The organism is Legionella sp. 227, assembly GCF_043161935.1.
GTDB lineage: Bacteria > Pseudomonadota > Gammaproteobacteria > Legionellales > Legionellaceae > Legionella > Legionella sheltonii.
The window spans coordinates 2,148,508-2,171,152 of record NZ_CP171154.1 but is presented as its reverse complement, the minus strand read 5'-3'; the positions used below and the strand labels follow the sequence as shown (position 1 = coordinate 2,171,152).

Genomic DNA, 22,645 nt, shown 5'->3' with positions numbered 1-22,645 from the left:
ATGACGTTTGTACTAAAGGAACTAAGTGAATTAAGAAAACATTTTGATGATACCGTAGATATCATATTAAAACGCGAAAGTAAGGGAAAAATTGAAGATCTTACTAACCCCAACAGAAAATATGAACTTCAATTTCTCACCTCAATACTTCTTAAGCTCGAAGAGCAAGCAAAAGAAAAATCTCCTAATTTAGTATATCTCTCAACCGTTTTTTATGGGGCAATGCTGACGGTAATGCAAGATATCGAAAATAATCGGGGAGTAATGGAGTCATCTGGCTTACTCAATGATCGCTTAAAGGATGCTATAGGGATTGGTGATGAAGTCAAAGCAGAAGACAGACCTGACTTATATCAAAATGCTAAATTCCATACTGCATTAAATTCATTTCTAAATCAGATTTTTATAGAACATGATTCTCGTAAAGGCTTTGCAAAAGATCACATGTTGACTGCAGTTCCAACAGATAATTTAAGCAAACTGATTCAAACCTCATATAAGCTGGAAAAAGATGCTCAACGTGCAATTGTTGCCTCTTTTACTACCGATGGACAAACCATTTCTGAGCTCGTTAAATTCAAAGCAGCTAAAAAATCACCAATCTCTGCAACCAATCGATTTGGCGGCTGGGAAAAACTCAATGCGGATCTTGATGAATTAATCAAAGAAGAACTTGCTGATAAAAATGTTGCGAAGATTGAAAAGTTAAAGTCAAAAGAGCGTATCTGCCAACTTCATTTTCTAAATGCAATTAGAGAATCATTAAAAACTGCGCCAATCGATGAAGCTGAAAAAACTGCTATTCTGGCTGGTTCCATGCATCTGGTGCGTCAACAAATCAAGAATGAATATGCCTCCTCATACGTATCACATGAAGAGAACTCGGTGATTTTGACAGGCAAGAAGAAAAAGAAAGGATTAAATCAAATTCTTGCTGTTGATGAGGTTAACCCACAGGATGTTGAAGCACTGGTTACATCGGCAACTCAATACATTCAATTTATGGCAGTAGCACCGAAAACTAATGGTAAAAAAGCGATTCGTGCTGCCCATATTTTTTCAGCAATCACTGAATTCAATCCTGAGTTCAATTTACAATCTATTTTTAATTTACTGATAGACATGATCCATACTTGTCGTACGGATGCATTAAAAGTGGTCGTTGAAGAATTTAAAAAGGAAACTAAAGGACCTGAAAAACCTGCCAAAGGATATTTAGGCGGTCTCTCTTCCGCTTTAGGCTCTTTAAGCTTCTATAATAGAAGTAAGAAAGAAGATGATGAAGAAGAAGAGGATGAACTGGAACATAAGAGTAACATGACTAACGGCTAACTCGCTGTACCCTTAGAGCCTTTTTTATTTTAATCATCACAATAAGGTGACTGAATTATTCTTATTGAGTCGCCTTATTTTAAATATTTTAATCGCTGCCTCACTTCAGATAAGCCATTTAGGTTAATTTTTTGTTACAATGCCATTTTTCTCGAATTTGTTTGTGCCGTACGCCAATGAAAATTAAATTTATTATTAAAGAACTATTATTCTCCCTAATGTTTTTAGTGGTGAGTCAAAATATCAGTTTTGCATTGAAAAATCGTTTTTCCGAGGATGCTGATAATCAAAATAATTACCTCACTCATTCAGTAAAGCAATCTCAGGAAGACCGCGAGCAAAAAAAAGAGCTTTCGAAAAAATTACCTGCCGTATCCAAAAAAACAGTATCCATCACAATTGATGATCTCCCTTTTGTTGGTGAATATCGAAATTTTCATTTGAACATGATGATCGAGACCATGGCCAAGGAACAAGTTCCTGCTACCGGATTTATTATAGCGAGAGAAGTGCGCAAAGACAGCTGGGAAATACTCCGTAAATTTCGCGATGCTGGCTTTGGATTAGGCAACCACACTTTCTCGCATGCGAATCTAAACAAGATGAGCACTCAAGAGTATATTCAAGAAATTAAAGGGGCAGACCATATTTTGCATCCTGTTTTGACCGAACCTAAATATTTTCGTTACCCCTATTTAGCTATGAGCTCTGGACAAAAAAAGGAAGACATCCTGTGTTATCTTGCCAAAAAAAATTACCATGTTGCTCCCATTACCATAGATTCTAAAGATTTCGTCTTTAATCAACGTTTGTTATCTGTACCTGAGCTTAATAGACGGGCATATCTCGAAGAATTGAAACCCTTTTATATTGATTTTATTTGGCAACAAACGCTCCGTGCCGAAGAGCACAGCCAATTTCATCGCGATAATGAGCGATCACAAATTTTACTGATTCATGCGAATTTACTTAATGCCTATGTTTTGCCTGATATTATCAATTTGTATAAACAAAAGGGCTATGAGTTTGTCACCTTAGAAGATGCATTAAAAACCTTTAAAAAACCAATCCAATGCAGTCAACAGCCTATTTTTGCTCAAAACAAAAAAAAACCTCTACCACAAAAGACTGAACATGATATTGGGACATTTGTTGAATGGAATTAGGAATAAAGCATATTTGAACCGAACAAATTACGTTTCTGGTTATTAGAGTTTGCTTATAATTCGCTCGCTTGAGCACAAAGGCTGCGAATTAGATTTCGCTACAATTCACGTCACCCGAGCATTGGCGAAGGCTTTCCTGTTCTAATACTGTGCTACAGCGATGGGGATCCCTCTCTATACTCAGGATAACATGAGCTCTAAGTTAGGAAGTATTGTGGTGACTACCCCACACAATTGCACCTTTTATTCATTTTAAACGTGCTTATTCTTGGTAAAAAATTTAGCTTTCACCTAAACTAATAGATAGTGGACATGCTTTAGTTACAAGGGACTGATACCCATGTTAGTTAAAAAGGCAGCTTTTACCTTAATTGAGCTTTTGGTAACCTTATTGGTACTCTGCGTTGCGTTAGTTATCGCACTTCCTGCCTTAAGCAACATGCTCATGAACAATCGTTTAACCGCTTACACCGATATGTTTGTGAATGCATTGAATTATGCGCGCAACAATGCCCTTAATGAATCAATGAATGTGATCGTTTGCCCGTTCGGAGCAGCGCAATCTACTACGTGTGGCGGAAATTGGGGAGCTGGATGGATAGTAGTAACCCAGCCTACAGCAGGTGCAGGTATCTTATTGCAAAGCCAACAATTTTTTCCCTCAGATCCCACACTTTCAGGTACTGTGGCGAGGGTAACTTTTGATCCTCATGGATTAACCTCCACACCGAGTAATTTCAAATTTTGTGACAGTCGAGGTGGAACATTTGCACGCTCCATTGAGGTGTTGGCAACTGGATTTGTCCAATCTGGTTCAACACCCGGACAAGCTGTCTGGGACAACAGCGCACTTGCATGCCCTTAATGGAGACTGTTTATGAATTATTCAGGAAGAGACAACACCCAACAAAGAGGAATGTCCTTAATTGAAGTCCTTATTGCTTTTGTCATCTTGGCGGTGGGCATGTTAGGGATAGCAGGCATGTTAATCCTTTCGAGCAAAGCCAATAATTCGAGTTACGCCAAACAACAGGCAGTACAATGTATTTATGACATATTTGATAAAATTCGCGCAAATACTCAGGCAGCAATTAATGGTAATTACAATATCAGTAATATCAACAGCAGTGGTTCACCTACTCTTCCAGCAGCTCCTGGGGTGATGTGCAATCAATCGCCTTGTTCGAATGCTCAATTAGCTTCATATGATACCTGGTATTGGTTAAGCTTTGATGTGAGCAGGCTGCCTAATGGCAGTGGTTCGATTACTTCAGCTCCTGCACCAGGGACGGGAGGAAATACAATCATTACGGTAACTGTGCAATGGGACGATAGCCTGGCACAAAATCAAGTTGGCGCAAGTAGTACTCCTTCGCCAACTAACCCTAACTATGTTCAACTAAGCGTACAAAGTCAATTATGAATACTTATACTAAATATCAACAAGGTTTTTCGTTAGTCGAGTTAATGATTGCCACTGCTATAGGCCTCCTACTCAGTTATGCAGTGATGCAAGTCTATGTCACTCAAACTCAAGTCTATAGAACTACAAATTCACAAGCGCTTATTCAAAGTACAGAAAATGCGATTGCTAACTTAGTCATACCGATTATTCGCTCAACTGGATTTGTAGGATGTGGTTCAGACAGTACGGCAATGTCTAATTTAAATGGCGGCGGTTCTAGTCCCATTGGAACACTGAATGCGAACCCAACACTAATCGCGGGGTATAATCGGAATGGCGCAACCATTTCAATTACTCAAGATAATCCTAGCAACGACGGTAATGCAGGTGATTGGACACCTTCTCTGGATCCCTCTTTGGCAGGGAGCATAGAAAATACCAGTGATGTTTTGGTTGTCCTGGGCGCAGCTCCCGGGAGTTTTCCTGTTTCAGTAACGGCTATTGACTCAAGCAGTAGTTCCTTTACAGTACAAACTACAACAGGACTTAATCTCGCTGCAGGTCAATTTGCTGCAGTCTCTGATTGTGTTAAATCCTCTGTATTTGTCATTACTGGAGTAGCAGGAACATCGATTTCCCATGCGGCAGGCTCAGGACCCTATGACAATTCTACGTCTACGTTTATTGTTAATTATCAGGTTGGATCTCAGTTCATTCCCTTACAACAAACTGCATTTTTTGTAGGACAAGGACAAGGCGGGCAAAGCTCGTTAATGCGGGGAACCCTGACTGAGACAGGCTGGACTATTCAAGCGCTGGTTCCTGGTGTTGACGTCATGAAAGTCCAGTATGGCATAGGTGGCAATGGGACAATATCTCAATATGTTACTGCTGACGCAGTTCCAAACTGGGCTCAAGTTTATGCAATTCGGCTAGGTTTTTTAATTGAAGGGCAGGCTGCTTCAGGTAACCAAAATACCACTCAATATCAGGTGTTAGATACTGTAGTTACAGTGCCAAACGATAATCGTCTTCGTCATGTATATGAAGTCAATATTGCGTTAAGGAATGCGGGATCATGAAGCTTATTTCGCCAAATAAAAAATCAAGTGACAGATACGGTGATCTGAAAGGTCCGATGGATAAACATGCATCAATAAACGAACTGCCTTGGAAGAATGCGGCAAATGAAAAAGGATATATCCTTCTGATCACTATGATCTTGCTTATTATGCTTACTGTTTTGGCAGTTACAGATGTGTCACTCAATACCACACAGACACGAATTGCAGCGAATGCTACCGATAGCGAAATCTGTTTGGAAAAAACTGAAGGCGCATTAAATCAGGCAATTAATAATTTACTGAATGGAACTTACAATGCAAACAATTTTTTAAATAACAACAGCGGACTGTACCTATTAAATCCGAATAATCCACCATTATGGACAACAGTTAATTGGTCCAGTTCTACATCAGTAATTCCCAGTTTTCAAGGATACTCCAATTCCCAAGCAAGCTATATTATAGAACAACTGCCCTCGGTTATTCAGCCGGGGCAAAATATGAAAATGCCGACTTACATATATCGAATTACAGCACGCTCTTTAGGGGCTAATGGAAACACATCGGTAATGTTACAAACGACGGTACAAATTCAACCATAGGTAAGATTGATTATGAACGGTGCACGAAGCAAATATTTTGGTAAAGGACTCAAGATTTTCTTATTAATCTTACTGTCAACTTTTGCCATTGCAGCGAGCCAACCTACCTTGAATATCCCCCAAGTCCCACTGATCTTAGCCAGTCCGATTCATCCACAGATATTAATTGCCATTGGAAATTCCGAATCAATGGATGGGAACTTGGCCGGTGCCATCATGACGGGCTCCGGCTCTCTTACTGGAGGTTTAACTTCATTGAGCAATTCCAGCTCCCCTATCAATTATACCGTACCTACAGGATTTACCCCTCCAGTACAAGCAGCAAATAGTAGTGGGCAAGCGCCCTATACCGTCAGTCAAAGTGGTGTGCTGGTCGATAATAGCCCCAGCCGATTAAATGTGGCAAAAGCGGGCATTCAAGCCATTATCAACACCTACATGGAATCCACAGACTTTGCTTTGGAAACCTACAGTATCAGCGGTGTCGGAGTTTATAACACCTGGGTTTATTATATGTCTCCTCAAAGCAGTAATTTTTCATTCACCAGCACACAGGTTGCAGGTAATACTTACGTACAAAATCCCTGTTACAACTATTCTACTGCATCCTCAACCGTTCAAAGCAACTGCAGCTCAATCGCCAGCTTTTATGGTTCTTCAGTAGTATCTTCTAACTTATACATGCAAATTGGTTCATCAAGTGATTTCCCTTCCATTAATGACGTGCTTTATGCAAGCACTGGACTCCCAGGAGTATTTCTTACATACAGTGGGCCTTCACCTGCGACCCCTTATCCACCTAACTTTTCGATTAGCAATTACAATAGTGGCAATGTGCTAATTTCTTACTCCAAATCATTACCTAATATTGGTGGCTTTAGTACAAGCCCAACCAACGCGGGATTTGTGCCCTTTTCCCCACAGGTGCTTTATGTTCAACGAGGTTTTGGATATAACGGCAGCCAATCTGCTACAACAGGAAACGTTTTGGTTCCTATGACTAGTGCAGGAACAACGCCAACCCAGACGAGTATCAACAATGCCATTAGTGTATTTACGCCCTATTTACAACCTGAGACAAATTCCTCGTCAACCAAAGAGATTAAATCTGCAGCAGTGCAATCACCAATCGCAGGTCTGCTCACAAAAGCTAACTCATACCTCACCACATTAGGCACTACCAGTGGCAATGGTTGCCCACAGAAAAAATACGTTATTTTGATTTCTGATGGTCTTCCAACTCAAGATCTTAGTGGCAAACTATGGCCTCCCCTAGGCAGTGCCGCTGCGACAGGCTATGGTATTACTGCAACCTTTAATACTGATGGTTCGCTTAAAAGTACCAATTGCCAAGCCTTAACCGATGCAATAAGTACGATTACTACACTAAAACAAAATGGAATTCCAACCTATGTAATAGGTCTTGGCGCTGGAGTAAACCCCTCATTAAATCCCCAGGCAGCGTCTACACTGACGGCAATGGCTGTCGCTGGAGGCACCACCAACTATTACCCTGCTACCAGTTCAACCGATTTGGTTAATGACCTGAACTCCATTATGATTTCGATTCAAAATGGTTCCTATACAACCACTGCAGCATCAGTAAGTTCTACCCAACTGAGTAAAAACAGTGTGGAATATAAGGCCAGTTTTGTATCCAATGATAGCCCCTATCTCGACTGGACTGGAAGCTTAGTTGCCTTACCCCTTAATCCAGCAACAGGTATTCCGACAGGAGCAACCAACTGGAATGCCCAACCTCTACTCGATACTCTAGTCACTGGTTCAGGATGGTCATCCAACCGATTTATTGCAACCTGGAACCCTACAACCAATACCGGTGTTCCTTTTGAATGGGCTAATATAAGCACCAGCCAACAAACCGCGCTTCAACCTTCAGATTCATTAGGCCAGCAAAGGTTGCAGTATTTACGTGGCAATACAGCCCTGGAGCTCCATAATGGTGGAAGCTTTAGAAATCGCTCCCATATTCTTGGTGATATCATAGACAGCCAAGTCTTATATGTAGGCCCCCCATCAGCACCTTATACCAGTTCAAGCTATCTTTCCTTTGCCCAAGCACAAGCGAATCGTACGCCAATGGTGTATGTTGGGGCAAACGATGGGATGTTACATGCATTTAATGCCGTGAATGGTCAGGAGGTATTTGCTTTTATTCCTAATGGAGTATTTAATAATCTTGTTTATCTTACTAGTCCTCTTTACAACTTAAGTCATCGTTTTTATGTGGATGGCTCACCTCAATCAGCAGATGTGCAATTTTCCGATAGCAGCTGGCATACTGTGCTGGTTAGCAGTGAAAATGGAGGCGGCAACAGTATTTTTGGATTGGATATTACCAATCCTATCAATTTTGTGAGTGAAAGCAATTTGGCACAAAAGGTACTTTGGGAATTCACTGACACGGATATGGGTTTAGGCTATAGCCAACCTCAAATCGCTCAAATTGGTTCGAGCAGTGCAAACCCTGCTACTTTTGCGGTCTTTTTTGGCAATGGTTACAACAATCCAAATAATACGGCAATACTGTATGCGATCAATCCACAAACAGGCGCACTGATTAGAAAGATCAATCTTTGTAATGCGGTGCCGGGTTCATGCAGCACTTCAACGCCGCAAGGGTTATCCTCAGTCGCAGTGGCCAACCTGAATGGCTTTCAAGGAGTGCCCATTACTAATGTTTATGCAGGAGATTTACAAGGGAACATGTGGTCTGTCAATGTAAGCGATCCTAATCCTGCCAATTGGACTGTGCGCTTGTTGTTTCAAGCAAAAAACTCTTCCGGTACAGCCCAATCCATTACCACGGCACCGGTAGTAACCCTTAATCCCAATTACCCACGCATCCCCGGGTTGTTCGTTATGTTTGGTACTGGACAACTACTCCAGACCGCTGACCTGCTCAATACCCAAACACAAACAATTTATGGTGTCTTGGATAAACCGCAATCAAGTGTTACTTATACACGGACTAATCTTCAACAACAAACCCTGAATTTAGTTTCAACGTCAACTTCGGGTTTATCCGTCCCTGTTGTTACAGCATCATCCACTCCAGTGAACTGGAATAATCAATTTGGATGGTATACTGATATGATTACCTCAGGACAACGTATTGTTACCAATCCCACCATATTCAATGGAGCCTTTATCAGCACATTAAACACCCCACCACAATCGTGCGGTACCAGCTTTTCCTCCATGCTGCTTGAACTGAATTTCAAGACAGGTGGATCATTTCCTAATCCGCAAATTACCGGTGTTAGTGCCAGTGGCTCTCCCAATAATCAATATTTATACTCTGGGGTTGTAGGCATTCAATTATCCAATAACTTTGCAAATGCACCAACTGTTGTAGCGAATCAAAATAATTATGTCGTTCTGCTCATTACCCAAGCTAATGGCAGTCAATCGACTATATTGAACCCGAATACTTCTCAAAGAAAAACAGGGTGGTGGCAACTGCAATAAGGATACAAAAATGAATCAAACACGAAGACAAGGCTTCACCTTAATCGAATTAATGATGGCGATCCTTATTATGGCCATACTGGCTACAATCGCTTATCCTTATTACGTAAGTTTCTTGCTGAAATCACGTCGTTCTGATGCGATAGCTACCCTAGCCCAAGATCAGATCACGCTTGAACGCTGTTATTCTCAAAATTTTTCCTATAATGCGGCTTGCGGTTCATTACCCGCCTTTCCACAAAGATCCGCACAAGGCTTTTACAGCATCACCCTAACCAATTTAGGTCCAACATCCTACACGCTGAAAGCAACCCCCATAGGCAGCCAAACTGAAGATACGACCTGTGCCAGTATGACTGTAGATCAGGCCAACACAAAAACTGCTGTAGATTCATCAGGAACGGCGCAAACCATTTGTTGGAATCCGACTTAAATTCTTAGGATAGGTATTGAGGTGGTTATCCTAATAAAAAGTAACAGCTACATTATGCCAGCGGAAAAAAAGTTCAAAAAAATTTACTTTACAAATAAAAACCAATTCTCTACTATCCATCTCAACGGAAAGTCCAACGTAAAATGAAATGGAAATTTTTTGCTTTTTTCTAGGCATTCTTTATCTATACACCTCAAATTACTTCTTACCCCTAATCAACTTACTGATTTTTTACCTCAGTCCCAAATATTCAATAATTGGTTTTTTTATTTTAGGGATCGTGTTCGCTTGGCTGCACCAATCTTTGGCTTTACCCAAAGGAATAGCAACTATTAATCCTCTTTCGAAGCACGGGACCGGAGTGCACGCATCAGTACATGAAGATTTGAGCATCCTGCCAATGACGCAGTGGTTCTCTGCAGTAGCCTTTCAAAAGAGATCTATTGAAGTAATACCCAAGGTCACAATAGAAGGGACCATTGCATCTATTCCTACCCAAGATTTTACCAAAACCCAATTTTTATTAGCTCTTGAACAATACGATCATCTTCCTGCACAAGGTTTAATTCAATTATCCTGGTATAAAAATGCCCCCAAGTTACATTCAGGACAACGATGGCGATTCACAGTCAAATTGAAAAGGCCACGCAATTATCTTAATCCTGGAAGCATGGATTACGTGAGCTCACTTGCAGCACGGCATATCTTTTGGACCGGTTATATTCTTCCCCAAGAAAATAAACTGCTTACTGAATCACCTTCTAATTTTAGTTGGCTTCGATTACGTGAATATTTAAGCACTCAACTCACCCAATTAGCCCCAGATCAATCCACAGCAGGTGTTGTTGAAGCCTTAACTTTAAATTTAACAAGCCATATTAGCCAAGAAAATTGGGATTTATTTAGGCGCACAGGCACAACTCATCTTTTTGGAATCTCTGGAGAGCATATTGCATTGATATCGGGGATGATTTATTGGCTGGTTCGCTGGTTATGGCGTAAAAGTGCGCGATGCTGCTTATTGATTCCTGCCCCCTACGTAGCCTGCATTATGGGTCTCTTAGCTGCTGTATGTTATGCGTTTTTAGCGGGATTTGCCCCACCGGTACAAAGGGCATTAATCGGTTGTTTCTTTTATACGCTCTATCGCTTAGGAAAATTGCGCTTTTCTACCTGGCAAGTCTGGCGTTATGCTTTGTTTGGGGTTTTATGTATTGAGCCTCATGCAGTATTCATGCAAGGATTTTATTTTTCCTTCATCGCAGTTGCTTGTTTGCTTTTAACTCAACAACGCTGGCAATTAAAAGGTTATAAAGGAAATTTAGCCATACAATTAAGTTGTTTGATTGGCCTCATGCCTTTAACCCTATACTGGTATGCTTATGGCTCCATAAATGGATTTATTGCGAACTTATTTGCTATTCCTTTAGTTGGTCTACTGATTGTCCCCTTAGCATTAATCACCATGACATTCTGTTCCTGGAGTTTTGCTGGTTTATTGATGAAACTTTTGGCCTTACTGATTGCCTTATTATTTAAAGGATTAAATTTAATTGAGCATTTAGCAAGCATTAATATCAATGGATCCATTCAAGGTATGGAATGGGTTATTATTCTGATGGGAGTACTGTTGATGTGGGTTTTATTACCAATTAAGCCCTTTCAATGGATTGCACCACTGTGGGTTCTACTCGCCGTTTTTCCACATCAAACGCTACGATCCCCAGGAGAAGCAGTGATTGATGTTTTAGATGTTGGCCAAGGACTGGCAGTCGTCGTAAGGACTCAAAATCATGTTCTGATCTATGATACCGGAGATCGATTTTTCCAAGGAAATGATTTAGGAAAAATGGTGATCTTACCTTATCTTAAAACTTTAAGAGTCAATAAAATTGATGCTGTAGTTATTAGCCATCCAGATAAAGATCACCGGGGCGGCCTTAACTCACTGGAGAAAGGGGTACTCGTAGCACAACGATTAGTAAATGAGCCTTTTTATTATAATAATCATGGGGTGCGATGTCATGATTACCCGCCATGGAGATGGGATAACATATATTTTCGTTTTTTGCCCATCACCACTCATTTTAAAAATAAAAATAACAATTCTTGTATTTTACAAATAAGTACATCGGCTGGAAAAGTACTCTTAACCGGAGACATCGAAAAGATAGCCGAAGATTATTTAATAAGAACTTATGGAGGCGAACTCGCATCTGATGTTTTAATTGTTCCACATCATGGCAGTAAAACCTCCTCTTCTTATCGATTTTTACTCGAGGTTGCTCCCCGTTATGCAATAGCTTCTTTAGGTTTTGACAATCGCTTTCATTTTCCACATGCTAAAACATTAGCACGGATGAAATCCTTGAATATTCCCTTTTATAGAACGGACCATTGTGGCATGACACAAATCACCTTGCCTGTTCAAGGAGAAATTAAAAGCCCGATTTGTTTTAGTGGTCTTAAAAAGGTGTAGCAACCCGCTAAGTTAGGCTTTTGTTGCGCCAAGGCCCAACCTACAGTGAATTTGAGCCAAACACCTCCATGACAGAAAACCCTGAACTTGCGAATAATCAGTCAATATCATATCGTGGTATCATGTCATTTCCATCTAATTCAATGCCTGAATTTCGGCCGCACTTTTTTTTAAAAAAGCTATAGTAAGAAATGAAACAACTGATTTGAGCGATCCATGTTATCTAATTCGGTAAAGAATGAATATTACCAAGCATTACTTGCTAAAAATTCTAAATATGAAGGCATATTTTTTGTAGGAGTTAAATCGACTGGCATATTTTGTCGACCAACTTGTCCCGCAAAAAAACCTAAATTTGAAAATTGTGAATTTTTTCATACGGTGCAAGAGGCACTTCTTGCTTCATATAGACCCTGTGCGCGCTGCCAACCGTTGTCCTATCCTAATCAGGCTTCGCATTTAATTCAAAAGTTAGTTGCGGCGGTAGAGGCCAATCCTGAAAAGAGATGGAAAGACAAAGACTTTGTAGCGTTAGGAGTTGATACATCAACTGTACGTAGACAATTTAAAAAACGCTTTGGAATAACCTTTGTTGCTTATGCACGTGCAAGAAGAATGGGTATTGCCATGAAACAAATTCGAGAGGGTAAAATAGTGATTGAAGCGCAAGTTAATATGGGATATGAATCCAGTAGTGGTTTTCGTGATGCCTTTTCTAAAATTATGGGTGCAGCCCCTTCACAATTAGACAAGCATCATATTGTTTTAAAAGCTTCTTGGTTTGACTCACCTTTAGGACCAATGCTTGCAGTAGCGGATGAAGAGGCTTTATATCTTTTGGAATTCGTCGATAGAAGAGGACTAGAACGAGAAGTGGAACGTCTGAGAAAAAAAATGAACGCCGCTATTATCCCCGGAGAGGCGTCCCCACTGCATTCTATTGAAGAAGAGCTCAAAGCTTATTTTTCAGGAAATTTAAAAGTATTCAATACCCCAACCCATCTGCTAGGTAGTCCTTTTCAAAAAATGGCGTGGCATGCTTTGACGCTTATTCCCTATGGAGAAACGAGAAGTTATGCGGAACAAGCACAAGCATTAGATAAACCTACTGCATACAGGGCTGTTGCCAATGCAAATGGTGCAAACTCACTTGCAATTATTGTTCCTTGCCATCGAATCATTAATTCCAGCGGTGATCTAGGAGGCTATGGTGGTGGGATCGCACGTAAAAAATGGTTACTTGAGCATGAAAAGAGAAATAAATAATTCAATCACAGAGAAGTTCTCTGCATCGAAGTAGACTATCCCCATTATTTCCCTTCTCCCCAGGGAGAAGGTGTCCTTAAGGGCGGATGAGGGAACTACTTATCTACACTTAGACTAGGAATCCCAACCAAAAAATTTAGTCAACGAAAAAGGAGATGGATTAAATCGACTTACTTCGTCTGATACATATTCCACCCCAGTCTCTTCAACTTCTTTTCCTTCCTTATCTTTACGGACCGATGGTGACGGCTTTGTAGTAAAAGGAGTTAAACGAGGGGGCTGATTTTCGAGTTGTTGATTTGGGATATTTGTTTTAGGAAATAAGTGATTACTGATCAGTGCCTTAATAAAATTATTGCACACAACAAGTTCATTTTTATTAAGAGTTACCGTGAAATTATCTACTGGTACGCCCTTTTTTTCCAAAGTAATTTTAAATTGCTCGAAAAGCAGTTTTAGAAGCCGCACAATATCCTGGACATCCTTTTCTTGATATAATAAAAGACTAGGCTTAGGACGGATGGTGATTTCATTTTGTCCCAAGTCCTCGCTAAATAACAAAAACTCCATCATTTCTTCCAAATCAAATAAGTCAATTGCTGTTTTATCTGGTGCAGTTAATTCCTCATTTGATATGAGATCCAATGGCCTGCTTTGGGCAGCATCCTGTTTTTTCATTCCTATACGGTTTGGTTCAAGAGATAGGGCTTGAATTATGAATTTGCTACTATCTGAGTATTTTAAATAAGGCATATTTCTCCATCGATCATTGTCATAATGATCCAAGTTTTCATAATAACAAATGGCTCATCTCTCTTTTGATTCCTGCAACTATTATTTACATTTTCTTAACCATTTATTTGAATAAATTCTACTTTTTTAAGAGGAACTAACGCATCCACTGACAAAAGAATTAACGCGATGAGCCTCTCTTGATTTCAAAAATCCGATATAAGTTCAAAGGTAATAATAAAGAATGCAGAACAAAAATCGGATAAAGTGTGCTACCAAGAGCATAAAGAATAAATGCTACGTTAGAGCAGATTGCAACAAGACGCAATGTCAAAATCTTTTTGACATAAAAAGTCGCCAAAACCAAACAGCAGGCAATATAGCCAATAATTTCGATCGTTGATTCCATTTCAACTCCCAACTTACAATCCCTTCATATTCAACATACACCTAGTATGCGTGACTCGCAAGTGGCTTCGGATTTGTAATCTAGGCAAAATAAAACGAGCCATGACCAAAAAAAGATCAAAGCATAAGTGATCATGATTCCAGTTCGTTTCACTAGGCCAAGAGTCCGTTTTACAGTTCTCAGGTTTAAGTCAAAGTGCTCTGATTTGAGAACACCGAAACCCGGCATATATAAAGCGTTTCGAAGCACATAAAATCAAAGCATTTTTAATTTAATGGAGGTAAATAGATCCTATAAAGGCAGTGGTGTGGATGAGGAGGGAACAGGCGTCATAAACACTCGTTCATTCACAAAAGTTATTGCTTCTCGTTCAAATGTGGTTTTAACCGCAGAAAGGACTTCGTCGCGTACCATAGCCAAATCGTTTTTTGACCAATACAAGATTTTCAGTTCAACACCGCCCCTATCAATCATCTGCGATAATAAAATTTGAGTACTGGGTTTAGGTAGAATGTAGCTGCATTCCTCACAAATTTTATAGAGTAATGATTTAATCGTGGTGACATCATGTACTGCATCAATTCGAAGTACTATCTCATCTCGTTTTTGGGGGTAAATACTTAAGTTGGTGATTTCTGATTTAATCAAACCTTCATTAGGTATGCGGATCAATCGGTTATCACTGGTTTTGATTTTAGTTGATAACCAGTCGATTGTTTCTACTGTTCCTTTAATGTCTTTAATAGAAATGACATCACCTACTTGAAAAGGACGTTCAAATAAAAGAAAAACTCCACTAATGAGGTTGGATGCAGCAGTTTGCGAAGCAAAACTTAAGGCTACAGTAAACAAACCCGCGGTGCTTAACAATATAGTCAGTTTAAATCCAAGTTCATGCAATGCTGAAACTGAAAAAAGCAAAAAAAGGCCGTAATAAACCACGCGACTTGATAACATGGCATGATGTTTTGAAAATCTACTTTCAATTATTTTTTCAATCAAATGGCTCATTTTCTTTGCAAGAAAATAGCCAAAAAAGATCAAAAATACAGCAAAAGCAATACGCTCCCAGTCCACGTGTTTCAAATATTCTAATGTGTAATCCATAATTGACTCAAAACCAAGCTGCACAAAAGACAAAATAGTATCAATTTTCACCAATAGATACTATAAACTTTTTTATCGATGCAGAATTTTTATAGTGGGATTTATTTTAAATGTATTCGAGGAGCATAGGGTGGGCAAATCGTAGAGTTGATCATATAAGGTCGGTTGGCTCTTTGCGAATAAATTAAAAAAATTAGATACCAGGATCTTCAGGCGGTACACGAGATCGCGAGATCATGTTGTCGCGTACCGTCCTATCTGTTGGTTAAAAATCACTCTCTTAATTTAATAACAGGATTCTTGTAACCAACAATGTCCGTATCTATTGCATACCCGAACAGTTTGGCAATAATCGTTATAGTAGTAATCATCATTATAGTAAGGAACCCCAATAACAACACCAGGTCCCCACCAGCCGCCTCCCCAGCCGCCGTAATAACCACCATGCCAACCGCCACCATGGTAATAACCTCCATGGTAATAGCCCCCATTCCAACCACCACCATGCCAGCCACCGCCACCATGCCAACCACCGTGAGCAAAACTTGCCCCAGCAGTAAATAGGCCGAGAGCAAAAACCGTAGCGCATATGATTTTACTCATAATATTTCTGCTCATGATAATTCCCTATTTTCTAATGACCATAATAAATTATAGCTTATATATGCTTCAAAAATAATAGGGGTGTCAATTTTTTGCTACCTGAAATATGCATTTGAAATACATCTAATTAAAGGAAATAATAGGCTTTTTTAGTGTTAGAGTGAATCATGCAACTGACTCAATTTACTGACTATTCATTACGTGCTTTGATTTATATCGCAGTAAAACAAAATACGTGCACTATTCATGATATCGCCTGTGTGTATGATATTTCCCGCAATCATTTACTAAAAATAATCCATAATTTGTCTAAACTTGGAATTATTAAAACAATTAGAGGAAAAAATGGTGGCCTTATGATGGCTAAAAATCCTGCCGAGATTAATTTGAAAGCTCTGATTTTGCAACTTGAACCGCACTTTGATCTCGTACCGTGTTTCAACAAAGATAAAGCAAATTGTTGCATCGCCCCCCAATGTAAATTACGAAAGCTACTCCTTGATGCACAAAATGCATTCTTTACCGTTTTAGAGCAATTCAGTTTAGAAGATATCATTCAAAACAAAGTCGAACTTTATCCATTACTCAAAATAACTAAAAGAGAATTCGATGAATAAAATAAAAATCAAACGTATTTATGAACAAGCTGAGCCTTCAGATGGATGTAGGATATTGGTTGATAGATTATGGCCTCGTGGAGTTAAAAAAGACGACGCAGAGGTGGACTTATGGTTAAAAGATACGGCTCCAAGTAACGAATTAAGGCGATGGTTTAATCATAAACCTGAAAAATGGGAAGAATTTCAAAAACGTTATGCAAAGGAACTCGAAGATAAAGAAGAATCACTACAAACAATTATTGATAAAGCCAAAAGTCAAACCATCACTTTGTTATACGCTGCTAAAGATGAAAAACACAATAATGCACTGGCCTTGCTTGAGTTCATGAAGGCAAGAAAAAAATAATCAATTTTGGTACTATTTTAAAGTTGTATTTAAAATAGAACTTAAGTATGATTATCCTATTTATATCAGCGGATAGTAGTATGACGGAGCTGAATAAAACTCTTATCGAAAAACTCGTGACTCATTTTTACCAAAAAGTACAAAGAGACGAGATCCTCGCTCCTGTTTTTAATGATGTGGCACAAGTTGATTGGGATAAACATATCCCTCTGTTGTGTCAATTTTGGAATAGCATTATGTTGAAAACCAATGAGTATCACGGTAATGCCTATCAAAAGCATATCCTCTTAAAACAACTTACCAATATTGGAGAAACACACTTTATCCGTTGGCTAAATTTATTTCAGGAAGAAGCGGTAAATCAATTGCCTACAGAGAGTGCTGAGGAAATAGTTGAAAAAGCTACATTAATTGCAGAATCTTTAAAATTTGGAATGCTGAGTCAAGAAAAGAGGGTTAAAGCACATGATTAAGCCACTCACTCGTGATATTCTAATCACCTTAATTATTAAATTTAGCTTATTGATTTTATTATGGATTATTTGCTTTAAGGGTGTGGAAAAACCACATCAAAGCAATGAACAGTGGCTTTTAGGTTCGGCACAAACAAAAGAATATCTTTCTTCTAAAAACGAATAAATTAGGAAAATCCCCAGTATTTTCTAAAACAAACTGGGGATTTAAAGATTTTTATTAATAATCAATGTGAGGTAAGCAATGATTCCTGGCAGTGACCTGGTCGATCTTTCCCGTTTACAGTTTGCTCTAACTGCGCTTTATCATTTTCTTTTTGTCCCACTCACGTTGGGCTTGTCGTTAATTTTAGCGATCATGGAAACCATTTATGTAATGACTGGTCGCGATATTTGGCGACAGATGGTCAAATATTGGGGGATTCTCTTTGGCATTAATTTTGTTTTAGGCGTAGCTACCGGGTTAACCATGGAGTTTCAATTTGGTACCAATTGGGCTTATTACTCTCATTATGTTGGCGATGTTTTTGGTGCCCCATTAGCAATTGAAGGACTTATGGCGTTCTTCCTAGAAGCAACTTTTGTGGGTTTGTTTTTCTTTGGCTGGGATAGATTAAGTCGCGTGCAGCACATGTTTTGTACCTGGTTATTGGCTTTAGGTACAAATCTTTCTGCGCTGTGGATTTTGATTGCCAATGGCTGGATGCAAAACCCCGTTGGCGCTGAATTTAATTTCCAAACCATGCGTATGGAAGTAACTGATTTTGCTGCAGTAATGTTTAATCCAGTGGCACAAGCCAAATTTGTTCATACCATAAGTGCTGGTTATGTTACTGGCTCAATTTTTGTTTTATCCATTAGCGCTTACTTTTTATTACGAGGTAGAAATATCAATTTCGCCAAACGTTCAATGACAGTTGCTGCAAGCTTTGGACTTGCATCAGCTTTAGCGGTGGTCGTATTAGGTGATGAAAGTGGCCGCCTAGATAATGAAAATCAAAAAATGAAATTCGCAGCAATAGAAGCGATGTGGCATACAGGAGCAGCTCCTGCCCCTCTCACCGTCTTTGGTATTCCCGATGAACAATCTATGAAAACCAATTATGCATTGGATATTCCCTTCGTATTGGGAGTTATCGCAACGCGTTCTTTCACAGAACCCCTAGAAGGAATTTCTGAATTGATCGAACAGGGGAAACAACGAATCAAAGAAGGTATGCTCGCCTATGAAGCGTTGACACGATTACAAAAAAATCCTAACGATGTGCAAGCAAAAACAGATTTTACTGCACACAGTAAATATTTAGGTTACGGTCTGCTCTTAAAGAAATATACTGAAAAAGTAGTTGACGCAACTGAGGCGCAAATTAATCAAGCAGCACAGGATTTGAAACCTCGAGTAACGCCTTTATTTTTCTCTTTCCGAATAATGGTTGCTTGTGGCTTCTTCTTCATCCTCTTATTCGCCACAGGTTTTTACTTGTCCATGAAACGTAAATTACATACTACCCGCTGGTACTTGCGTGCCGCATTCTTCTCACTTCCATTACCTTGGATTGCTGCAGAGTTGGGATGGGTGGTCGCAGAATACGGACGGCAACCTTGGGTAGTCCAGGATATCTTACCCACGGCAATGGGTACCTCTAGTTTGAGTGCGACTCAAGTATTAACCTCAATAACCGGTTTTATTCTCTTCTACACAATTCTCGCTGTAGTTGAAATTTTCTTGATGGTGAAGTACATCCGTCTTGGCCCAGATAATATGGCTCATTAGGAGATTCAAAATGCCATTGGATTATGAAACATTACGAATTATATGGTGGATTCTGCTCGGTGTATTACTCATTGGTTTTGCAATCATGGATGGTTTTGATCTAGGTGTTGCCATATGGCTGCCATGGCTTGCTAAAACAGATATCGAGAGGCGTGTCTTAATTAATAGCATTGGTCCAACCTGGGAGGGAAATCAAGTCTGGTTTATTCTAGGTGGTGGTGCAATTTTTGCTGCCTGGCCAGCTTTATATGCCCTCTCTTTCTCGGGTTTTTATTTTGCAATGCTCCTGGTTTTGTTGGCACTCATTTTACGCCCGGTTGGATTTAAATACCGTTCAAAATTAACCAATTATCGATGGCGTACTTTTTGGGATTATGCGTTATTTGTCGGTGGTTTCGTACCATCATTAATATTTGGTGTTGCTATAGGAAATGTATTACAAGGCGTACCTTTTCATTATGATGAATATTTACGACCTTTTTATACGGGCAGCTTTTTTGGGTTGTTGAACCCCTTTGCACTATTATGTGGTATCTTGTCGGTATTGATGCTTTCTATGCACGGTGCTTTTTTCCTTAACTTGAAGACGGAAGGACAATTACAACAACGCGCCGTGAGCGCAGGAAAAATATCTGCACTATTGACGTTATTGGTCTTTATTGGGGCTGGTTTCTGGCTTCATTATGGTATTGATGGTTACAGTGTGACTGGAACCCTAGTTCATGATGGCCCATCCAATCCGCTTTACAAAACGGTTATTCGTCAAGCAACGGCTTGGTTTTCCAATTACCAAATCCTGCCCATCACTTTATTGGTGCCAGCAGTTGGAATAATTGGAGCTTTGTTAGCCTTTCTTGCAGCAAAACATGTTAAAACTGCTTTTATATGTAGTGCACTTTCTGTTGCTGGAATTATTGCCACTGTGGGTGTGAGTATGTTTCCCTTCATACTGCCCTCTTCATCAAATCCAGAACAAAGTTTGCTGGTGTGGGATAGCTCTTCAAGCCATTTAACTTTATTTATTATGTTGGTAGCAACGGTTATCTTTTTACCTGTGGTACTGCTTTATACGACTTGGGTCTATCGGGTGTTGCGTGGAAAAATAACAGAAGATACCGTTAATAAAAATCGAGATACAGCCTATTAGGAGGTTATTATGTGGTATTTTTCCTGGATTTTGGGTACTGGTCTAGCGTGTTGTTTTGCAATTTTAAATGCAATGTGGCTTGAGTTGGACGATTCGGATAATACGCCCATTCAAAGTGAAAAAAAGAACAGGAAGTCGGCTTAAATTAATACCTGTTTCCATTTCGCTAGCTTGAGCCAAAATGGCTTGATTTTCGAGCACCGGAGCGCAGAAAATCAGGTCAGTTTGGCCAAGATAGTAGAAATGGAAACAGGTCCTATAGTCCTACCCAGCGAATAAATGCATTAGACGCATTTAGATTTACCGAAGGTTTCCCCTCAAAATAAACCGTTATATTTTCCCTAGCAGAATCACCATTTACTTTAACTTGTTTGATTTTACCTAAATCAACAATTTGCATTTGCGTTTCATAATATCCCCCTCGAACGACCTTAAGAGTGGGTATTACAAAACGGATAGCACGAATCCCGTCATCTTGAGCAGCATCGTTTGGATTATTGTGATTCGCCAGGTAATTAAACTCTCCAGCATTTAATGCCACATATTCTGCATTATTGATTTGCCGACGCAGCATGCGTGATAACGGCGCTGTAGTATGAAATACACGTTGATAAGTATCTGCGGAAATAACTGCAACAGGATTCGTTTCCGTACGTTTGCCTTTATAACCACTCCCTACAAAAAAGATTGCATCACGATGTTCATCAGGAGCCGATGTAGGTACTTGTATCGTCGGATTACTCGTATATTGCGGGGCGGAACTTTTATCACAATTTAGAAATTTTGATTTAGCGAACCAGGCATCACTAGGATAATATATGACCAGTAAAGACTTATCCTTTATGGTATTAATGATTGCTTGAGAATTTTCTAAAGGAAGTGCGGGACAACCCCAACTTCGCCCTGGTCTTCCATATTTTTTGATAAAGCGTTCTTCTACATACCAACCAGAATGCATTACAACCGAGCGACCTGATGCGTTATCATTAAAATTACGGTCTAAGCCGTCTAAACGCAATGAAAGACCATCGCGACCATAATAAGCTTGTTGAGTTTGATAAACTCCGATGCTACTTGCTTTGCTATTGAATTTGTTTGAAAAATAATTGGTAAGTAAGGTACCGGATTTAATGCCATGGGATACATAGGTATGAAACAATAATTTTTTTGCGTTTAAGTCAAATACCCACAGCCGTTTTTCGTTGGAGGGTAATGAATAATCAATAATCGTTAAGATATTATTATGATCCACATTATACTCAATAGCACACTTTAAAGAAGTAAGTACTTTATTGATCACGAGTGGATTTAAGTGAGGAGCTTCATGAGCTAACATCAACCGAATGTCATTTAACGATTGATCATTAATTTGCACCGAAAACTGTGCTGCTTCGCTAATTAAACGAACATCATTCTTTACTATGGCTTGAGCCTGTGGAAACGCCAATGGCAGTTGCGGAAAATAGGTAAAAGTTACTGCTACACATAATAGCAGAATAGAGCCCATGATTTGTCCTTATTTGTTTTTGTTCAAATCCTGTATTTTTAATATAGCTCAAAATTTTCATTGCAACTGATTTTTTTATAGAGAATATGATTTATTTTTAAGCTGGTTGATTTTTCTTGATTTTCGGTCAATAGTCATAAGAGTTTAAGAGTAATTCTTCAGGCTATACCCTCTCCTCTGTCAAGAGAGGGTGAGAGGAAATCAAGTCCCCATATCTTCCTTACCGACAGCTTGGGGCTTTTCTGCCCCACCTATTTCGGTTACATGGTTTTTGTGGGAGTTGCGGAAGCAGCGTCTTGATTTGGATCATATTTATAACAAATACTGGTTACAGCATTGGTCAAATTTAATACTGCCTTGCCCACGTTAACTAACGTCGGATTCGCAGTACAACCCGAAGTAATGCCTGCATAAACAGTACCCAAACTTGTAAAGTTAAGTGCAGAATTTCCTATGCTGGACAACGCGTTATCATTGCTGCTAAAAGTAACTACGTTAAGCGCACACATTGCTATGTCAAAACCATTTTCCCAAGCAGTATCCGGGTTAGAGAATAAATTATAAGCAGCCATCATAAGAGCAAGCCCATTTGCTACTTGCATGGTTGCACGCCATTTATTTTCCGTATTAAAAAAACTTAACATTTTATCCTCCTTAATGCTGATAGTCTGTTCGAACTTTAAACATA

At 39.4% G+C, this 22,645-nt stretch carries 23 protein-coding genes; 17 read left to right on the top strand and 6 right to left on the bottom strand.

Annotated elements, in window-relative coordinates; all coding sequences use genetic code 11:
• From ACF8MK_RS09345 to ACF8MK_RS09300, 10 genes are all read left to right on the top strand, one after another.
• Entirely contained in the window at positions 1-1,332 is a 1,332-nt protein-coding gene (locus tag ACF8MK_RS09345) for a hypothetical protein (RefSeq protein WP_392536417.1), read from the top strand.
• 176 nt (positions 1,333-1,508) lie between these two features.
• Positions 1,509-2,498, top strand: a complete 990-nt coding sequence (locus ACF8MK_RS09340; RefSeq protein ID WP_392536416.1) for a polysaccharide deacetylase family protein — start codon at positions 1,509-1,511, stop codon at positions 2,496-2,498.
• A gap of 340 nt (positions 2,499-2,838) precedes the next feature.
• Entirely contained in the window at positions 2,839-3,363 is a 525-nt protein-coding gene (locus ACF8MK_RS09335; protein WP_392536415.1) for a GspH/FimT family protein, read from the top strand.
• 12 nt (positions 3,364-3,375) lie between these two features.
• On the top strand, positions 3,376-3,921 hold the full coding sequence (gene pilV / locus ACF8MK_RS09330) for a type IV pilus modification protein PilV (protein ID WP_392536414.1): 546 nt from the start codon (positions 3,376-3,378) through the stop codon (positions 3,919-3,921).
• Positions 3,918-4,985: a PilW family protein gene (locus ACF8MK_RS09325; protein WP_392536413.1), complete on the top strand. Its 1,068-nt coding sequence runs from the start codon at positions 3,918-3,920 to the stop codon at positions 4,983-4,985. Before pilV ends, ACF8MK_RS09325 begins: the two co-directional genes overlap by 4 nt.
• A gap of 56 nt (positions 4,986-5,041) precedes the next feature.
• Complete coding sequence (locus tag ACF8MK_RS09320) at positions 5,042-5,569, top strand: pilus assembly protein PilX (RefSeq protein WP_392538946.1); 528 nt, start codon at positions 5,042-5,044, stop codon at positions 5,567-5,569.
• A 12-nt stretch (positions 5,570-5,581) separates the two neighbouring features.
• Entirely contained in the window at positions 5,582-9,061 is a 3,480-nt protein-coding gene (locus ACF8MK_RS09315) for a pilus assembly protein (protein WP_392536412.1), read from the top strand.
• 10 nt (positions 9,062-9,071) lie between these two features.
• Positions 9,072-9,494 (top strand): type IV pilin protein, encoded by a 423-nt coding sequence (locus tag ACF8MK_RS09310; protein WP_392536411.1) that lies wholly within the window; start codon positions 9,072-9,074, stop codon positions 9,492-9,494.
• 148 nt (positions 9,495-9,642) lie between these two features.
• Positions 9,643-11,973, top strand: a complete 2,331-nt coding sequence (locus ACF8MK_RS09305) for a DNA internalization-related competence protein ComEC/Rec2 (RefSeq protein WP_392536410.1) — start codon at positions 9,643-9,645, stop codon at positions 11,971-11,973.
• A 216-nt stretch (positions 11,974-12,189) separates the two neighbouring features.
• Positions 12,190-13,239, top strand: coding sequence for a bifunctional transcriptional activator/DNA repair enzyme AdaA (locus ACF8MK_RS09300; RefSeq protein ID WP_392536409.1), 1,050 nt, complete (start codon positions 12,190-12,192; stop codon positions 13,237-13,239).
• A 114-nt stretch (positions 13,240-13,353) separates the two neighbouring features.
• Here ACF8MK_RS09300 and ACF8MK_RS09295 read toward each other — a convergent pair whose 3' ends face one another.
• From ACF8MK_RS09295 to ACF8MK_RS09280, 4 genes are all read right to left on the bottom strand, one after another.
• Positions 13,354-13,992 carry a hypothetical protein gene (locus ACF8MK_RS09295; RefSeq protein WP_392536408.1) on the bottom strand — a complete coding sequence of 213 codons (639 nt, stop codon included), beginning with the start codon at positions 13,990-13,992 and terminating at the stop codon, positions 13,354-13,356.
• Positions 13,993-14,152: 160 nt separating this feature from the next.
• Complete coding sequence (locus ACF8MK_RS09290; protein WP_265704474.1) at positions 14,153-14,380, bottom strand: hypothetical protein; 228 nt, start codon at positions 14,378-14,380, stop codon at positions 14,153-14,155.
• A gap of 291 nt (positions 14,381-14,671) precedes the next feature.
• Complete coding sequence (locus ACF8MK_RS09285; protein ID WP_265704473.1) at positions 14,672-15,487, bottom strand: mechanosensitive ion channel family protein; 816 nt, start codon at positions 15,485-15,487, stop codon at positions 14,672-14,674.
• A gap of 285 nt (positions 15,488-15,772) precedes the next feature.
• Positions 15,773-16,105 (bottom strand): hypothetical protein, encoded by a 333-nt coding sequence (locus tag ACF8MK_RS09280; protein ID WP_392536407.1) that lies wholly within the window; start codon positions 16,103-16,105, stop codon positions 15,773-15,775.
• Positions 16,106-16,257: 152 nt separating this feature from the next.
• Between ACF8MK_RS09280 and ACF8MK_RS09275 the strand changes: the two genes are divergently transcribed.
• From ACF8MK_RS09275 to cydX, 7 genes are all read left to right on the top strand, one after another.
• Positions 16,258-16,707: an Rrf2 family transcriptional regulator gene (locus ACF8MK_RS09275; RefSeq protein WP_265704471.1), complete on the top strand. Its 450-nt coding sequence runs from the start codon at positions 16,258-16,260 to the stop codon at positions 16,705-16,707.
• Positions 16,700-17,056 (top strand): DUF488 domain-containing protein, encoded by a 357-nt coding sequence (locus ACF8MK_RS09270; RefSeq protein WP_265704470.1) that lies wholly within the window; start codon positions 16,700-16,702, stop codon positions 17,054-17,056. The genes ACF8MK_RS09275 and ACF8MK_RS09270 overlap by 8 nt, the downstream gene beginning before the upstream one ends.
• Before the next feature lie 80 nt (positions 17,057-17,136).
• A complete protein-coding gene (locus tag ACF8MK_RS09265) occupies positions 17,137-17,529 on the top strand; it encodes a group III truncated hemoglobin (protein ID WP_392536406.1) in 393 nt (130 codons plus the stop codon).
• Complete coding sequence (gene cydP, locus ACF8MK_RS09260) at positions 17,522-17,695, top strand: cytochrome oxidase putative small subunit CydP (protein ID WP_265704468.1); 174 nt, start codon at positions 17,522-17,524, stop codon at positions 17,693-17,695. The genes ACF8MK_RS09265 and cydP overlap by 8 nt, the downstream gene beginning before the upstream one ends.
• Positions 17,696-17,773: 78 nt before the next feature.
• Complete coding sequence (locus ACF8MK_RS09255) at positions 17,774-19,303, top strand: cytochrome ubiquinol oxidase subunit I (protein ID WP_265704467.1); 1,530 nt, start codon at positions 17,774-17,776, stop codon at positions 19,301-19,303.
• A 10-nt stretch (positions 19,304-19,313) separates the two neighbouring features.
• Positions 19,314-20,450, top strand: coding sequence for a cytochrome d ubiquinol oxidase subunit II (gene cydB / locus ACF8MK_RS09250; protein WP_392536405.1), 1,137 nt, complete (start codon positions 19,314-19,316; stop codon positions 20,448-20,450).
• Between the two features lie 6 nt (positions 20,451-20,456).
• Positions 20,457-20,594 (top strand): cytochrome bd-I oxidase subunit CydX, encoded by a 138-nt coding sequence (cydX, locus tag ACF8MK_RS09245; RefSeq protein ID WP_265704576.1) that lies wholly within the window; start codon positions 20,457-20,459, stop codon positions 20,592-20,594.
• Between the two features lie 112 nt (positions 20,595-20,706).
• Here cydX and ACF8MK_RS09240 read toward each other — a convergent pair whose 3' ends face one another.
• Complete coding sequence (locus ACF8MK_RS09240; protein ID WP_392536404.1) at positions 20,707-21,957, bottom strand: murein L,D-transpeptidase catalytic domain family protein; 1,251 nt, start codon at positions 21,955-21,957, stop codon at positions 20,707-20,709.
• Between the two features lie 260 nt (positions 21,958-22,217).
• Positions 22,218-22,601 (bottom strand): hypothetical protein, encoded by a 384-nt coding sequence (locus tag ACF8MK_RS09235; protein ID WP_392536403.1) that lies wholly within the window; start codon positions 22,599-22,601, stop codon positions 22,218-22,220.
• Between the last annotated feature and the right edge of the window lie 44 nt (positions 22,602-22,645).